Annotated in this window: 13 protein-coding genes; 4 read left to right on the forward strand and 9 right to left on the reverse strand. The window is 41.0% G+C overall.

From position 1 onward, the window contains the following. Positions 1-48 precede the first annotated feature (48 nt). A complete protein-coding gene (locus ACPZ3T_RS14535; protein WP_490277056.1) occupies positions 49-687 on the reverse strand; it encodes a lysophospholipid acyltransferase family protein in 639 nt (212 codons plus the stop codon). 5 nt (positions 688-692) lie between these two features. Here ACPZ3T_RS14535 and ACPZ3T_RS14540 point away from each other — a divergent pair, with 5 nt between their 5' ends. After that, positions 693-857 carry a hypothetical protein gene (locus ACPZ3T_RS14540; RefSeq protein ID WP_490277057.1) on the forward strand — a complete coding sequence of 55 codons (165 nt, stop codon included), beginning with the start codon at positions 693-695 and terminating at the stop codon, positions 855-857. Between the two features lie 80 nt (positions 858-937). Here the strand turns inward: ACPZ3T_RS14540 and fabD are convergent, their stop codons facing one another. The 8 genes from fabD to ACPZ3T_RS14580 form a co-directional block, all read right to left on the reverse strand. After that, complete coding sequence (gene fabD, locus ACPZ3T_RS14545) at positions 938-1819, reverse strand: ACP S-malonyltransferase (protein ID WP_490277058.1); 882 nt, start codon at positions 1817-1819, stop codon at positions 938-940. Between the two features lie 196 nt (positions 1820-2015). Then, the gene (locus ACPZ3T_RS14550; protein WP_490277059.1) at positions 2016-3008 is read right to left on the reverse strand and encodes a beta-ketoacyl-ACP synthase 3; all 993 of its coding nucleotides are present in this window, start codon (positions 3006-3008) and stop codon (positions 2016-2018) included. Positions 3009-3127: 119 nt separating this feature from the next. Then, positions 3128-4153, reverse strand: coding sequence for a phosphate acyltransferase PlsX (gene plsX / locus ACPZ3T_RS14555; protein ID WP_490277060.1), 1026 nt, complete (start codon positions 4151-4153; stop codon positions 3128-3130). A 252-nt stretch (positions 4154-4405) separates the two neighbouring features. Next, positions 4406-5827 carry a hypothetical protein gene (locus ACPZ3T_RS14560; RefSeq protein WP_490270384.1) on the reverse strand — a complete coding sequence of 474 codons (1422 nt, stop codon included), beginning with the start codon at positions 5825-5827 and terminating at the stop codon, positions 4406-4408. A 375-nt stretch (positions 5828-6202) separates the two neighbouring features. Next, entirely contained in the window at positions 6203-7681 is a 1479-nt protein-coding gene (locus tag ACPZ3T_RS14565) for a leucyl aminopeptidase (RefSeq protein WP_490277061.1), read from the reverse strand. Positions 7682-7863: 182 nt separating this feature from the next. Then, positions 7864-8940 (reverse strand): hypothetical protein, encoded by a 1077-nt coding sequence (locus tag ACPZ3T_RS14570; protein WP_490277062.1) that lies wholly within the window; start codon positions 8938-8940, stop codon positions 7864-7866. A 170-nt stretch (positions 8941-9110) separates the two neighbouring features. After that, on the reverse strand, positions 9111-9974 hold the full coding sequence (locus ACPZ3T_RS14575; RefSeq protein ID WP_490277063.1) for an alpha/beta fold hydrolase: 864 nt from the start codon (positions 9972-9974) through the stop codon (positions 9111-9113). 653 nt (positions 9975-10627) lie between these two features. Beyond that, complete coding sequence (locus ACPZ3T_RS14580) at positions 10628-11353, reverse strand: lysophospholipid acyltransferase family protein (RefSeq protein WP_490277064.1); 726 nt, start codon at positions 11351-11353, stop codon at positions 10628-10630. A 369-nt stretch (positions 11354-11722) separates the two neighbouring features. Between ACPZ3T_RS14580 and metG the strand changes: the two genes are divergently transcribed. The 3 genes from metG to lptC all read left to right on the forward strand — a co-directional run bounded on the left by metG (position 11723) and on the right by lptC (position 15323). Continuing rightward, positions 11723-13309: a methionine--tRNA ligase gene (gene metG / locus ACPZ3T_RS14585; RefSeq protein ID WP_490277065.1), complete on the forward strand. Its 1587-nt coding sequence runs from the start codon at positions 11723-11725 to the stop codon at positions 13307-13309. A 170-nt stretch (positions 13310-13479) separates the two neighbouring features. Further along, positions 13480-14103: a LabA-like NYN domain-containing protein gene (locus tag ACPZ3T_RS14590; RefSeq protein ID WP_103139118.1), complete on the forward strand. Its 624-nt coding sequence runs from the start codon at positions 13480-13482 to the stop codon at positions 14101-14103. Then, on the forward strand, positions 14103-15323 hold the full coding sequence (gene lptC, locus ACPZ3T_RS14595) for an LPS export ABC transporter periplasmic protein LptC (protein ID WP_490277066.1): 1221 nt from the start codon (positions 14103-14105) through the stop codon (positions 15321-15323). The genes ACPZ3T_RS14590 and lptC overlap by 1 nt, the downstream gene beginning before the upstream one ends. Position 15324 lies beyond the last annotated feature (1 nt).

Consider the following 15324-nt stretch of genomic DNA (forward strand, 5'->3'; position numbering starts at 1 on the left):
AAAGTGGCGATCGCCACTTTCCCAGAGCATACATTCTGAATATTTTTCTCAACGCCCTAAATCGTGCATATGGTTAATGACGGCGGCACATTTTTGTGTTACTTGTTCTAGTTCTTCTTTATTAGTAGAACTAGGAGCATCAATTAAATTACCAATTCTGACGGTGAGAGGAACTCGACGAGGTAAAGATGAGCCTGGTTGTGAAATCTGGTCTGAACCCCATAAACATACGGGTAATATAGGGGCTTTAGCTTTAGCAGCTAATAGTAAAGCACCACGTTTAGGATCATGAATACGTCCGTCGGGGGTACGAGTGCCTTCTAAAAATACACCTACAGCCCAACCATTTTCTAAATACTCTAGAGCTGCGCGGATAGCATTGCGATCGGCACTGCCCCGGCTGACTGGGTAAGCACCATATAATTTAATTGCCTGCGCCAAAACTGGGACATCAAATAATTCTTGTTTAGCCATGTATGCTACTGGCCGACAAACACAATTAGAAACAATTGGGGGGTCAAAGTAGCTAGCATGATTACTCACAACGACTAAAGGGCCAGATTGAGGAACATTTTCCACACCATAAATCCGCCCCCGAAAGTAAGCATGAAGCATCGGACTGACTACCGACCATTTGAAAGCATGGTAAAGAGCTAGACTAATTAATGGTTCGCGTGTTCTAGGCATGGGGGATGGGGCAGGGGGCAGGGGGCAGGGGGCAGGGGGCAGGGGGCAGGGGGAGACAAGGAGAGAAGTCTGAGCGGAGGTTTCCTCCGATGGCTTCGCCAACGCCAAGGGCGAACAGAACTTCGGGGAGACAAGGGAGACAAGGAAGACAAGGGAGACAAGGGAGATAAGGGAGAAAAATATTCTTCCCTACGGGATGCTCTGGGAAGGAGTAGCCGTAGGGTATTTTGAATTGATTTGTCGCTCAACCCTAATTTGGTAATTCCGCAGCGTTGCGGACGTTTTCTAAGATTAAATCAGTTGTGCTGCGTTTAATCAAACCGGTTAGGACGTTACCAGGGCCGATTTCTACTACTTTCTCAATGTTGTTGGCTGGTAATTGTAAAGCAATTTCTCGCCAGCGTACTGAACCTGTCATTTGTTGGGTTAGGCGTTGCTTTAAAATTGTAGGATCAAGAGCGGGGACTGGCTCGACGTTAGATAATACTGGTACTTTAGCTGACTGAAATTCTACAGCGTCCAGAATTTTTTGAAATTCATCTGCTACATCTGCCATCAGGGGTGAGTGAAATGCTCCTGAAACTTTCAGGGGAATAGCACGTTTAGCTTTCACTTGAGACATGACTGTCTGTACTGCATCAGGAGTACCAGAGATGACTACCTGTGCTGGACTGTTATCATTCGCTAAAACTACATCAGGAGTTTCCGCGATCACTTTTTCTAATTTTTCCCGGTCAAAGTTCATCAAAGCTGCCATCATTCCGCCTGCGGCACTATCCATCAATTCAGCGCGTCGCTTGACTAACTCTAAACCGGTTGACCAATCAAATACACCGGCAGCATACAGGGCAACATATTCCCCTAAACTATGACCAGCAACTAAATCTGGCTGGTGTCCTTTTTCCCGGACTAGGTCAGTGAGGATACTTTCTACTACGTACAGACAAGGCTGTGTGTAGAGCGTTTTGGATAACTTTTCTTCTTCATTTTGGCAGATGTCTGTCACCGACCAGCCTAATATTGCTTCAGCTGCGGCAAACTTTTCCTGAGCCGCAGGTATATCTAATAAATCTGTTCCCATTCCTAATGTTTGAGAACCTTGTCCGGGAAACACCCATGCAGTTTTAGTCATTGGTCAATAGTCAATAGTCATGTGAAAAGGGACTGGTTAAGAGGCAGGGGGGCAGGGGGCAGGGGGCAGGGGAGACAAGGAAGACAAGGGAAAGAATTTTAGATTTTAGATTTTGGATTTTAGATTGAAATCCAAAATTTAAAATCCAAAATCCAAAATTGAATTGCCCAATGCCCAATGCCCCATGCCCTAATCTTTACTTGCCCCATTGAAAAATGGCTGCCCCCCAGGTTAAACCTGCTCCAAAACCGGATGCAGCTATGATGTCATGGGTTTTAATTTTACCTTGCCGCACCGCTTCATCTAAAGCTATGGGGATGGAGGCGGCGGAGGTATTACCGTAATTAGCGAGATTGCTGATTACTTTGCTGCTCGGAATATTTAGGCGTTGAGCTACAGCATCCAGAATGCGTTGGTTGGCTTGATGTAGTAAGAGCCAGTCTATTTGGTCAACAGTGAGGTTAGCAGCAAATAAGGCTTTATCAATGATTTCTGGCACTTTTTGGGCGGCGAAGCGGTAAACTTCTTTGCCGTTCATGGTGATGGGTTGATAAGTACCTTGAGTAATATTTACATCTGAGATAATTTCTTGGGGAGTGCCTTGATAAGCCAAGTTTAGATAGTGGTTTTGTGTACCGTCACTTTTGAGGGCAAATCCTAATAGGCGATCGCTATCATTAGCTTGCAATACAACTGCACCGGCCCCATCACCAAACAATACGCAAGTCCTTCTATCTTGCCAATCTACCCAACGAGAGAGGATATCTGCCCCAATTAAAAGTACATTACGATATACACCTGTTTTAATGTATTGGGCGGCTGTAACTAAGCCAAATACAAAACCAGAGCAAGCTGCTGTTAAGTCAAAGGCTACTGCTTGGGTTGCCCCTAACTCTCCCTGAATTTTACAAGCACTACCAAATAAGTCATCTGGTGTGGAAGTGGCCAGCAAGATTAAGTCTAAATCGGCAGGTGTAATTCCGGCTGAGGCGATCGCTTGCTGACTGGCAGCTGTAGCTAGGGTAGTTAATGACTCAGTGGAATTTGCTAATCGTCGCTGACGAATCCCGGTTCTGGTACTGATCCACTCATCTGATGTCTCTACCAGTTCGGTTAGTTGTTGATTGTGAAGGGAAGTTGCTGGTACTGCTGAACCACTTCCTGTAATTGCTATGCCTATGTTTTGCACTCCTAATCTCCCAAGCTATCAGCTGTTAGTTATTACTCATCAGTCATCAGTCATTAGTTTTTCAACTGCTAACCAATGACTTGTTACTAGCTCTGGATTGCTAGTTTTTTGGCTGATTGCTAACTACTCTCACTCTGTAGCATCTCATATTGGGATTGCAGTTGTTGCATAACTTTATTGTCCACAGCTTCTTTAGCCATGCGAATGGCGTTAAATACTGAAGGTGCTTGAGAACTGCCGTGGCCAATCAAACAAACTCCTGAAACACCTAACAGCAAAGCACCGCCGTGTTCGGCGTGATCCATGCGCTGTTTAATGCGCTTGAGGTTGGGTCTTAAAAGAGCTGTTCCAATTTGACCGTGTAATCCTTGAGGTAATTCTTCTCGTAAGATTTGCAAAATTACTCCGCCGACCGCTTCAGCAAACTTGAGTAAGATATTACCTACAAAACCATCACAGACAATTACATCAAATTCGCCTGAAAGCACGTCTCGCCCCTCAGCATTGCCAATAAAGCTAATGTAAGGGTTTTCGCGCAAGAGTTCGTGAGTCCGCAAAGCTAACTCATTACCTTTGGTGTCTTCTTCCCCAATATTCAACAAACCCACTTTGGGTTCATCTGTACCGAGAACATATTGGCTATAAATCGAACCAATTACAGCAAACTGTTCTAAAAATTTGGGACGACAATCTACGTTTGCGCCCACATCCAGTATTAAGACTGGCTTACCTGCTTTGATGGTGGGAAATACCGTACCAATAGCTGGACGGTCAACCCCTGGTAATCTGCCGAGACGAAGTAAAGCCGAGGCCATAGCTGCGCCAGAATGACCAGCAGAGAATACTGCATCTGCCTTTTCTTGCTTCACCAAATCCATTGCCACATTGATGGAAGCCTTGCGTTTGCGTCTGACCGCATTTAAAGGCTCTTCATCCATTGCGATCGCATCCTCAGCCGGAATGATTTCCACTCCTTCCAAATTGGTTTTTGGGGGCAAGGCAGCTTTTATTGTTTGGGGATCACCCACCAATAAAACTTTCACACCTAATTCTTCACTGGCCCGCACCGCGCCAGTAACGATTTCACCGGGAGCATGATCCCCTCCCATTGCATCAATTGCTATCCGCACGCCAGTCGATCCCATTGCTCAGAGCTTCTTAGAAACCTTACAAATTTTACCAGATGGCTTCACTGAAAAACCTTAACTTTCTCACTGTCAAAGAGATGTTGTTACTTTTGCAACAGCTTATCACAGTAAGCCTACGATAGCACATAGTTGGTAAGGGTGTAAGGGTGTAAGGGTGTAAGGGTGTAAGGGAAGAATAATTTATATTTATTCTTTCCCTATACCCCTATACTAGGCTGTTGACTCTGTACTTTTTTTAGGGGTAAAAGTTCATGCAGTTTCTGTGTCTTCGTAATCAGGAGAAAATAATATTTTTCGTTTCGAGAGCGAAGACTGACCAAAAACCTGAAGAAACCATGCTTCAACATCAGCAAAGCTAATATTTAAAAGTGCATTTTTAACAACAGTAGTTGTTAAATCCATAGTCGATAGACATATGGTTAGTAGCATTTGACTGATTTCTTTAAATGGACAGCGAGCAGAAAATTGCTTGTATTTTCCAAAGAGTGATTCAATAACATCAGAAGTAGCCAAAAAAGTACCTTCATGCTTGATTTTGTTACATTGAACAGCTAGATAACCCAAAATATCTTGCTGAAGCTTCTGGAGACAATTATCATCATAATTATCTTGATTATTTGCGAAATGCACAAGAGAATCATGATTGATTCCTGATTGTTTAAGCTCAGTTTCGATACGGCGTGTTAGCAATACCATTTGATTCCATTTAATTAAATCTGATTGATAATCATTTAACCACCCCAACTTATCTCTGACTTTTTGATAAATCACTGTGGGGGCAATATCTGGAATCAGGCTAATTAGAGTTTCCACTGATGAGTTTAATAACTTAATTCCCCAATTAGTTAGCCTTTCAATATTAAAATAACGACATTGAGAACGCTGTGATGGCGGAGCTAAAAAAGATAATTCTGTTTGCTGTAATTGCTGCCTACATATGCTACACTTTTGGATAAATGATTGATATCTCTTATCTGATTCTAATTGATATTTTAATAGTAATGCCATTGCGTGAGTCACATCATGCGTATAAATTACCTCTGGATTATTTTCTTGATATAGCTTGATTCCACGCGCTAGGTCACTACTATTATCTGCAACGATTTGTCTTGGTACTCCCACCCTTTGGCTAATTTTATCTAATTGCTTTTCTATGATTTCTCCTTTGGTAGACTCCATTATTTCTATTGCTAGTATTTCTACGTCTTTATGTGATAATCCCCTCTTTTCCTCAATTACATTTGATAATAAGTATTCCTGTGACACCCCTAGCACAACTAAAGCTTTATGTTTTCCCAATGCTAAAGTAAAATCCACAATGTAAATCCAATCCCTGCGATACTCTTTTTCTCTTTTTAACTCATATATTGCTATTCTTCCTAACCATTTTCTAATACAGCTAAAGCTAGGAGTTGCCTGTGATTCACAATCATTAAATAATTCAAAAACTTTCTCTACACCTCTAAAACTAATCCCACTGTTGATTAACAAATGTATCGCTTGCTGAATTGTTTTTACATCATAATAGTGACCCTTAATCTTTAAGTCTGTTTCACCCATCTCCGATTCTATGTCGGCTGATTGGTTTTCGATTTCTGCTTTTTTTCGCTCTCCTCCTCCAACTTCAGTTTTTTTAACCTTGCTTCTGCCGCCATCGCACGCTTTTTCCACTTCTCTCTCGAATCCGTTAAGTCTCTCACTTTTATTTCTAAAGCTCTGATTTGCTTCTGTTTTACGACCGCCTTCTCTTTCCAGTTTTCTCTACCTTTCTTGAACAATCTCGCTAATCTACTCACTGGGCTTTTAAACTCTTGCATAGACTTTGACTTTGCTGGATTTTTCCGACACAATTATTGTATGAACTAATTCTGCCTTAAAACCGACAAAGTCAACAGCCTACCCCTATACCCCTATACCCCTACACCCCTATACCCCTATACCCCCACACCCCTATACCCCTATACCCCTATACCCCTATACCCCCACACCCCTATACCCCTATACCCCTACACCCCTATACCCCTATACCCCCACACCCCTATACCCCTAATTCTCCAGTACCCAATTAACCAACATTCTCACGCCGAAGCCGGTTGCACCAGTGCCGTTGTAGCCGTTGTCTTTATCTGCCCAAACTGGCCCAGCTATATCTAAGTGCGCCCAGGCTGTGTCTTTGACAAACTGTTTGAGGAATAAGGATGCGGTAATTGAACCACCAGCACGAGGCCCGGTGTTTTTCATGTCGGCAATGCTAGATTTTAAGCCTTCAAAATATTTATCTTCCATTGGCATCCGCCAAATTTTCTCGCCTGAACTTTCTGATGCTTGTTCTAGCTGTTTTGTTAAGGCATCGTCAGGAGAATATAAGCCGGCAATGTCATCACCCAAGGCAATTACACACGCGCCTGTGAGGGTAGCTAAATCAACAATGGCATCTAATCCTAATTTATCGGCAAAAACTAAGGCATCAGCTAAGGTTAAACGCCCTTCAGCGTCGGTGTTATTCACTTCGATTGTTTTGCCGTTAGATGCTGTGAGGATGTCTCCTGGGTGCATGGCGTGACCGCTAATCATGTTTTCGGTGACAGCCGAGATAAAGTGAACTTCAACATCATCAGGTTTGAGTTGCGCGATCGCTTTGGCTGCGCCTAAAGTTGCGGCTGCACCACCCATATCAATTTTCATGGTTTCGATGCCGCTACCAGCACCTTTGATATTTAATCCACCAGAATCAAAGGTTAAGCCTTTACCAATAATTCCGAGTTTGCGTTTGGGTGTGCCTTGTGGTTTGTAGGTGAGGTGAATAAATTTCGGTGGTAAGTCAGAAGCTTGAGCCACGCCTAAAAAAGCACCCATGCCTAATTTTTCACAGTCTGCTTGTTCTAAAATTTCAATCTGCAAACCATGTTCTTGAGCCATTTGTTGGGCTGTTTCTGCCATCGTCACGGGTGTAACGGTGTTGGCTGGTGCGGCTACTAATTGCCTAGCCAAGATTACGCCGGAAACGATTTGGTTAGCTTTGGTGATTGCGGCTTCTTGTCCGGCGAAACCGAGAAATTCGATCGTTTCGACTTGTGAGCCTTTATCTTCTGGATCAGATTTAAAGCGAATGTCTTGGTAAAGGGCTAACTGTACACCTTCAGCGAGTGCTTGCACTGTGGCAGAGGGATCATTGTTCCATAGGGGAAAACTAAAGCCTAAAACTTTGGTTTTTTGCTTTTTGGCGACTTTCCCTACTGCTGCCGCCGCCCTTCTGAGGGTTTCTAGTTTGAGGTTATCGGCTTTGCCTAAACCCACCAAAATGATTTTTTTAACTGGGCTAGCACCACTGACACGGGTAAAAATGGTGCTGTTGGCTTTGCCTGTAAATTCTTCTTCTGCTATGACTTCTTTTAAAATGCCAGAGAACTGTTGATCTAAAGTTGCCAGTTCACCAGTTAACTCTACTGCTTCTTCAAATAATGCGATCGCTAGCGTATCTCCTGCCCACTCTAGCAAAGGCTTGTCACTTAGTTGAATTGCCATTTTTGCATTTTGCGTAAACTTACTTCTTGTACAAGTATTGCTTAAAATTTTCGGAGTGAGGGATTGGAAAGTAGGGAATTGGGCATGGGGAATAGGGCATAGGGGAGGCAGTACTTTGGTGTGAGCGTAAGTTAAAGCAACGTTTGCGATCGCTCGGTGTTGATCCTGAGCAATTACAATAACTATTGATTAATATTAAATTTGTTGGCGATCGCACTCATAATTTCTTGCTCTACTGCTGTAGTCTGATTGTCTAGTTGGGCAATTCTCTGGCACTGTGCTAGTAAAGGTATGGCAAAATCTCGATTCAGTTGATTGAGTAGCTGATCTAGAGGTTGGGGTGATTTAAGATTTTTCTCAATGGCTGAGATGGAAGTCGGACTGAGGTTGATGGCTTGTAGTTGAGGTAAAATTTCTTGCCAAGTCTTTTCCGGGTGACTGGCTAAAATCATACGGACTAAGATTTTATCCATAACGGCTTGTTGAGCGATCGCAGTTTCTAAATATTGTTCGCTTTCTGCTTTTAATTTATCCAGTGTTTCCGGTGATTCCAGGGATACCGATTCATCTAGTTTGGCTTCGTAAAAGCGACAAGCTGCATATCCTAGAGAATAACTCATCGTAGCATTTGCACTGGCCGCGATCGCTGCTCCCGCAAAGGGGACGTTACGTAACAAAGCTAATCCAGCAGCTTTCATAAGGCGATTCCCACCCAAGCCTAAACCAAAAATTGTTAATAGTTCCCCTTTTCGGCTGGCATCTTGTAAATCTAGTCCATAGGCATAGGCAATTTGATACAGCATTTCTGTCTGTAATTGCATGGTTGCTGCCAAATCTACCGCTAATAAGGCGGCGGCTACTCCTGGCAAAATACTGCTTGCTAAACCAATCCCACCAGCTTTAGTGGCTTTTTCCATCATGATGCGATGGGCAATTTCTCTAGGGGATTCTTGGGGGTATTTTTGCTGGAGTTTTTGAACTGCAACTGCTACTTTTTCTACATCAATATTATTGCTAGCACCAATTAGCCAATTAAGATTTAAAAATCCAGATATTCTTCTAATTAGCCAGTTTTCACCAATATGATTGATGATTTTACCTGTGATTTGAGTTGCTTGATCTAATAAATTATGAGTAGTTTTTACGGTTGCTGTTCCTATTCCCACTACTGTATCTATCAAAGATGGTTGCTTTTGATTTGTGGGTGAATCAACTAATTGGTTGATATCTTTTTTTGTTGATTGTGATTCGTCTGCCATTGGTTGTCACTATCCTCATTACAGCCTCTCTTTTTCGGTTGTAATGAAAAATTGACTCTTTTGACATCTACCAATTAGTGCAAAGTTGGCGTTAATTTGGGTAAGTTTTTTAAACGCAGAGGAAGAGGGAGTCAGCGCGGAGTAACGCGGAGTGTTTGTCAAGTAATTGGTTATTGATATTTGGCTTCATTTTGAATTTTGTACACTTTTTTCATGTCCATAGTGAATGGTGTATTGTTTGCAAGGTTGTTGATCTCTAAAAAGTTATGAAATTGCAGAATTTCATAGAGGTTAATATCTTGCTCTAATAAACAGGCGTGTCCGCTTTCGGGTAAAATTAAACTTTTGCTATGGGGTATGATCTTGGCTAACCGTTGAATTTCACTCACGGAAGGTAACAGGCGATCATTACCACCAGCAATTAATAAAACTTTTTGTTTGAGAGAACGTAATTTATCTTCTTCAATCTGAAATTCTCTCAACATCGATACTCGCCAATTGACTGTTTGTGCTGGTACAGAACGCATGGTTTTTAGCAATTCATGTCTCACACTCCGGGAAATTCGGGGTAAAGATGCTAAAAATGGTAATAAACCCAGTGCGCCAACCTCATAAAAACATTCTGGGACTAAGTACATTAGTTGGGATGTCCAATCTAACCAAGGCCGCAGTCCAAAGGCAGATGCAGGGTTAATTAAAATTATGTGTTTAAATAATTGTGGAGCTTGGATTGCTACTTTCATCGCCAAGCAACCGCCAAAAGACTCTCCACATAAATAAACTGATCTCTGGGAACTTTTTTCTAATTCTGCATGGATTAAGTCTAAGACGTTATTTGTCAGTACTTCCCAGGTTGTTAAGTCTTGCCGAGGTATTGCCAAACACCGGACATCAAAAGCCACTTCTAATCCCGCCGTTTGCGATCGCAATAGTTGACCAGTTCCATCCATTCCGGGTAAATACACAAATAGGGGATATTCTGGCTTAACTTGTCTAGGTGTAAGAAAACACGGCTTTAGTTCAATTTCTGGCATTATGGCAAAATTTTAATCACTTCTCGGTTTTGTTCAGGTTTACCCCTCGAAAATCCCCTACTCTACATCAACAGGAACATAAAAGGGTTCAAAATTCACACTCAGAAACTAGCTTTTTTTCTGTTCACTGTTAACCATCAGCAGTGAACAGTTAACCAATTTCATAAGTAGGTCAGACTGCTGATCAAATCATAGTTTTAAATGTAACAATTACTTTAGACTTATTTTGATAAATTAACAATTACTTAACTTAAATTCAAAATATAGATGAATCCGCTCGTTAGCAGTCATTGCTATATCATGTAATAAATTGATTAAATGCAATTTTATATATATGCGTTTTCACGGACATATATACTTATATCTTGCACCATTCTCAACAAGCCCAAGCCCCAAAAAACCGGGTTTCTTGCAAATCCGTTCAGAAACCCGGTTTTTAACCGAGGTACAAGACGTGAGTACTAAATGATTAGTCTAGATATTTATCTAGGCATTGCATATATAAATCCTATTGATATCCAACTGTACTCATGAGCTAAGTTATCTTCTTGATGACTATTAAGTTAAAAAAGCATCTACAATGTTAATAGTAAACAGTGATTGGTGGCAGTTGACTGGGCTTCCACTATCCACTGTTATGACTGATAACTGATTCAGTAGCAACCTTGCATGAGTAAGTTAGCAATTTCAGTGTGACAATATGCAGTTAGTTCGGCAACGGTGTTTCTAGCCTGTTTACCTCGATATTGGTGTTGATGTTGAGATGTAATCCAATAAGGGCGACCAATTAACACAGCAACCCGCCGATAAATTACCAGGGGATGCCAACCCGATTGAGCAAATAAAGGTTCAGAAGGGTCAAATAAACTTAACAATCGCAAGGGAAAAGCAGCTGTATTCACCTCTTCTAAAGAGGCGATCGCAATTGGTAAAATGGCTAAATCTGGCACATCAGAACGCAATGCTAGATGAGCAAACCCCCGACGAAATTCACCCACTTGATTTGGTTGGGTGTATTTCACCATTGGATTAGCACCTTCAGGAAACACTCCCACCATCTGTTTTCTGCGTAATAGCTGCTGGGATTGCATAAAAAAGCTTTGCTGACGCTGTTGATTGTCTTCTAGAGGAAAACAACCCAATTGTCCTGTAACAATCTCTCGCAAAATGGGGACTTGTCCCATGTAGTGATGACAAGCAAAGCGAATTGGCCTTTCTAAAGCTGCCATTAAAATCAGGGCATCCATAAAACTGCGATGATTGCTCACTATTAACAAACTAGCATCTCGTGGGATGCGATCCTCGTAATAGCGAAACATATTTGTTGAGAGTGTAGCTAAGAATGATTGAGAAATTTGTAGAGGACTATTTAGACTCATCGCTCATTTATATATTTTCCGAAAAATATCGCAGTGTATCTTGATTTAATTTTTACATTTCTTTACTAATACCATGACTGTCTTAAGGTAGAAATATTCTATAACCAAAATCTAGTGAATCTAAGTGATTGGGAGGTTTACACTACCTATCAGCATAAATATCAGAAAAAACATTTACTGAGACTGTTAGTAGTTAATTTTCGTTATTTTTATAAAAGATTTTTAGAAATAGCAAAATCATGCTCAATGTCGTAAATTTGCTAATATAAAACTGTAACTGGAAAAAAGGATAGAAATGTTATATAATTACTTGGTTTTGCCATTAAAATTAATCGATTAATCGTTTTAATAATTTGATTTTTATTTTGCATGAATATAGTGGATAAAACAGAAAAAACATTTGCACTAACAACCCCGTTATATTATGTCAACGATGTACCCCATGTAGGTAGTGCTTATACAACAATGGCAGCAGATACCCTAGCACGGTTTTATAGGTTGCTAGGACAGCCAGTCTTACTAATTACAGGTACAGATGAACACGGACAAAAAATAGAGAGATCGGCACAAAGTTTAGGCAAAGCACCACAAGAGTTTTGTGATCAAATATCTGCTAGTTTTGCTACTTTGTGGGACTTGTTGAACATAAAATGCGATCGCTTTATTCGTACAACTTCACCACGCCATGAAGCAATTGTCAAAGAGTTCTTCCAAAGAGTGTGGTCGGCTGGTGACATTTATCAAGGCCAACAAAAAGGCTGGTATTGTGTATCCTGTGAAGAATTTAAAGAAGAACGGGACTTATTAGAAGGCCATCGTTGTCCTATTCATACCAACAAAGAAGTCGAGTGGCGAGATGAACAGAACTATTTCTTTCGCTTATCTAAGTACCAAAGCCAATTAGAGGAATTTTACCAATCTCACCCAGACTTTATTCAACCACAAAGTCGCCGCAATGAAGTCTTAAACTTTGTCAGCCAAGGTTTACAAGATTTTTCTATTTCGCGGGTGAATGTAGATTGGGGTTTTCCTGTACCTACTGACCCTAACCATACCTTATACGTGTGGTTTGATGCCCTGTTAGGTTATGTCACAGCCTTGTTAGATGCTGATAGTAACCCCACCCTAGAAAATGCCCTAGCTAAATGGTGGCCGATTAACCTGCACTTAATTGGTAAAGATATCCTCCGCTTCCATGCTGTGTATTGGCCGGCAATGTTAATGTCAGCCAATTTACCTTTACCAGAAAGAGTATTTGGTCATGGTTTTTTAACCAAAGATGGTCAAAAAATGGGTAAAAGCTTGGGTAATACCCTTGATCCCGTTGCATTGGTGCAACGCTATGGTAGTGATGCAGTTCGTTATTACTTCCTTAAGGAAATCGAATTTGGCAAAGATGGCGACTTTAATGAAATTAGATTCATTAATGTTTTGAATGCAGATTTGGCAAATGATTTAGGTAATTTGCTCAATCGCACTCTTAACATGGTGAAAAAATACTGTGCTGAAAACACGCTCTCAGTTAACAACCAAGCCATTCCTGCGGAAAATCCTTTGAAAGCCATCGGATTGAATTTAGGGGAAAAAGTCAAACTAGCCTACGAATCACTAGCGTTCAACCAAGCTTGTGAAACCGTGCTTTCACTGGTGCAAGCCAGCAACAAGTATATTGATGAACAAGCACCTTGGACACTATATAAACAAGGGCAACAACAGGAAGTAGAAACTGTACTTTACACAGTTTTAGAATCTGTTAGACTAGCAGCTTATCTACTTTCTCCAGTAATTCCGAATATCAGTAGCGATATTTATCAGCAACTCGGCTTTGGAATTAATTTTAACGAGCAAACAGCCAGTTTTTCTACCCATTCCCAATGGGGATTACTATCTAGTCAACAAAAATTGGGCAAACCCCAACCCATTTTTAAACGCATAGAACCACCAAAAAACGATTAGTCCGTTTAACTTTTGATTAATTCCAATCTAGTGCCATTTTTTATTTTCTTCTGAAAAAATAACGGGGCTAACCTTAATTATTAGCCCCAAACGTTATCATAAGCCAATACTATTTTCAACTTGAAAACTTCTATCAAAAATATCAAAAATAAAAATGAGGTATGACAACAATGTTGAATAATCTAGAAAATGACTCGATATTTACGCCTGAGCAGGTTTTAGAAAATCGAGGACGTGTTGCTATATTTATTGATGGTTCAAATCTATTTTATGCAGCTTTGCAATTAGGAATTGAAATCGATTACACGAAACTGCTATGTCGCTTAACAGGCGGTTCTAGGTTGTTGCGAGCTTTTTTCTACACTGGTGTAGACCGCACCAACGAAAAACAACAGGGTTTTTTGTTGTGGATGCGGCGCAATGGTTATCGAGTCATTGCTAAAGATTTAGTACAGTTACCAGATGGTTCAAAAAAAGCCAACCTAGATGTAGAAATTGCCGTAGATATGATGGCTTTGGTGGATTCCTATGATACCGCCGTGCTAGTAAGTGGAGACGGGGATCTAGCCTATGCAGTCAATTCTGTAAGTTATCGTGGTGTCCGGGTAGAGGTTGTAAGTTTGCGTTCTATGACTAGTGATAGCTTAATTAATGTTAGCGATCGCTATATTGATTTAGAAGCCATCAAAGAAGACATTCAAAAAACCCCACGCCAAAGCTACCCCTATCGACCTTTATCTGGTATGGGATTTTTAGATGATCCCAGCGATGGACACCTAGAAATTCAGGATTAATGAACTATCAACCACAAAAATCCCAAAAAATTACCAATTTAAATCAACAGGGGGGAAAGACAACAACTTCCCCCCCATTCTCTTGGCTGAAAATTAAGTGGTATTACCTACTTTTAAGTATTTTCTTAATTATTGGTTTAGCAGGTTGCGGATTTAGAACCCCGAAAAACAACCAAGCAAATTCTGATTCAACTAGACAAGATAGTAATTTAACTTTCTTTGATGTCACCCTCGAACAAGCAGATGAAGTAGGTAGGCCAGTTTGGAGAGTCAAAGCTAAACAAGCCGAATACACCAAAGAAAAGCAAATTGGTGAAGCTCAAAATCCCTATGGAGAACTTTATCAAGACGGTAAAGTAGTTTACCAAGTCAAAGCCGAAAAAGCAGACATTGAACAGGATGGTAAACAATTATTTCTCAAAGGCAAAATCGTAGCCACAGACCCAGCTAATGGGATTATCTTACGCGGCAATGAATTAGAATGGCGACCCCAAGAAGATTTATTAATTGTCCGTAACCAAATTAATGGTACTCATAAACAACTGCAAGCCATTGCACAGGAAGCAAAAGTAAAAACCCGTGAACAACGCATGGAATTTTCGGGAGGTGTAGTAGCAAGCTCCGCCGATCCCCAGATGAAAATGCGAACCGAGCATTTAATTTGGCAGATTAAAACAGAAACATTAATTAGCGATCGCCTTATTCAAATTGACCGTTACAAAAACAATCAAATCAGCGATCGCGCTAAAGGTAATGCTGCCCAAGTCAACCTCAAAACTAAGATTGCCACCCTAGAAAAAAACGCTCAATTAGATTTATTAGAGCCTCCCATGCAAATTGTCAGTAACTCGATAACTTGGAATATAAACCGAGAAAATGTCAACACAAATTCACCTGTGCGCGTCTTTCACAAAGCAGAAAATCTGACTGTCACCGCCAAACAAGGCGAAATGAAAATTCCTCAAAAAATAGTATATTTAACAGGCAACGTCAACGCTATTGGGCAACGTCGTCAGACATTAAACGCTCAAAAAATGACTTGGTATCTAGACAAAAAATTATTATCAGCTCAAGGAAATGTCGCTTATCAGCAAGTTGATCCCCCTCTAAATTTTAAGGGGGAGACTGCTGTGGGTAATCTGCAAACCGAAAATATTGTAGTTAAAGGAGGCGGTTCTGGGCGGGTAGTGACAGAAATTGTTCCGAAGGGGAGAGATTAGG

Source organism: Aliinostoc maniaoense (genome assembly GCF_058172895.1).

What these genes read in the sequence shown, in the direction of transcription:
- ACPZ3T_RS14575 (WP_490277063.1), bottom strand. Translation starts at nt 9,974, where the DNA reads ATGCCAGAAATTGAACTAAAGCCGTGTTTTCTTACACCTAGACAAGTT.
- ACPZ3T_RS14565 (WP_490277061.1), bottom strand. Translation starts at nt 7,681, where the DNA reads ATGGCAATTCAACTAAGTGACAAGCCTTTGCTAGAGTGGGCAGGAGAT.
- lptC (WP_490277066.1), top strand. Translation starts at nt 14,103, where the DNA reads ATGAACTATCAACCACAAAAATCCCAAAAAATTACCAATTTAAATCAA.
- ACPZ3T_RS14570 (WP_490277062.1), bottom strand. Translation starts at nt 8,940, where the DNA reads ATGGCAGACGAATCACAATCAACAAAAAAAGATATCAACCAATTAGTT.
- ACPZ3T_RS14590 (WP_103139118.1), top strand. Translation starts at nt 13,480, where the DNA reads ATGTTGAATAATCTAGAAAATGACTCGATATTTACGCCTGAGCAGGTT.
- ACPZ3T_RS14535 (WP_490277056.1), bottom strand. Translation starts at nt 687, where the DNA reads ATGCCTAGAACACGCGAACCATTAATTAGTCTAGCTCTTTACCATGCT.
- ACPZ3T_RS14540 (WP_490277057.1), top strand. Translation starts at nt 693, where the DNA reads ATGGGGCAGGGGGCAGGGGGCAGGGGGCAGGGGGCAGGGGGCAGGGGG.
- plsX (WP_490277060.1), bottom strand. Translation starts at nt 4,153, where the DNA reads ATGGGATCGACTGGCGTGCGGATAGCAATTGATGCAATGGGAGGGGAT.
- ACPZ3T_RS14580 (WP_490277064.1), bottom strand. Translation starts at nt 11,353, where the DNA reads ATGAGTCTAAATAGTCCTCTACAAATTTCTCAATCATTCTTAGCTACA.
- metG (WP_490277065.1), top strand. Translation starts at nt 11,723, where the DNA reads ATGAATATAGTGGATAAAACAGAAAAAACATTTGCACTAACAACCCCG.
- fabD (WP_490277058.1), bottom strand. Translation starts at nt 1,819, where the DNA reads ATGACTAAAACTGCATGGGTGTTTCCCGGACAAGGTTCTCAAACATTA.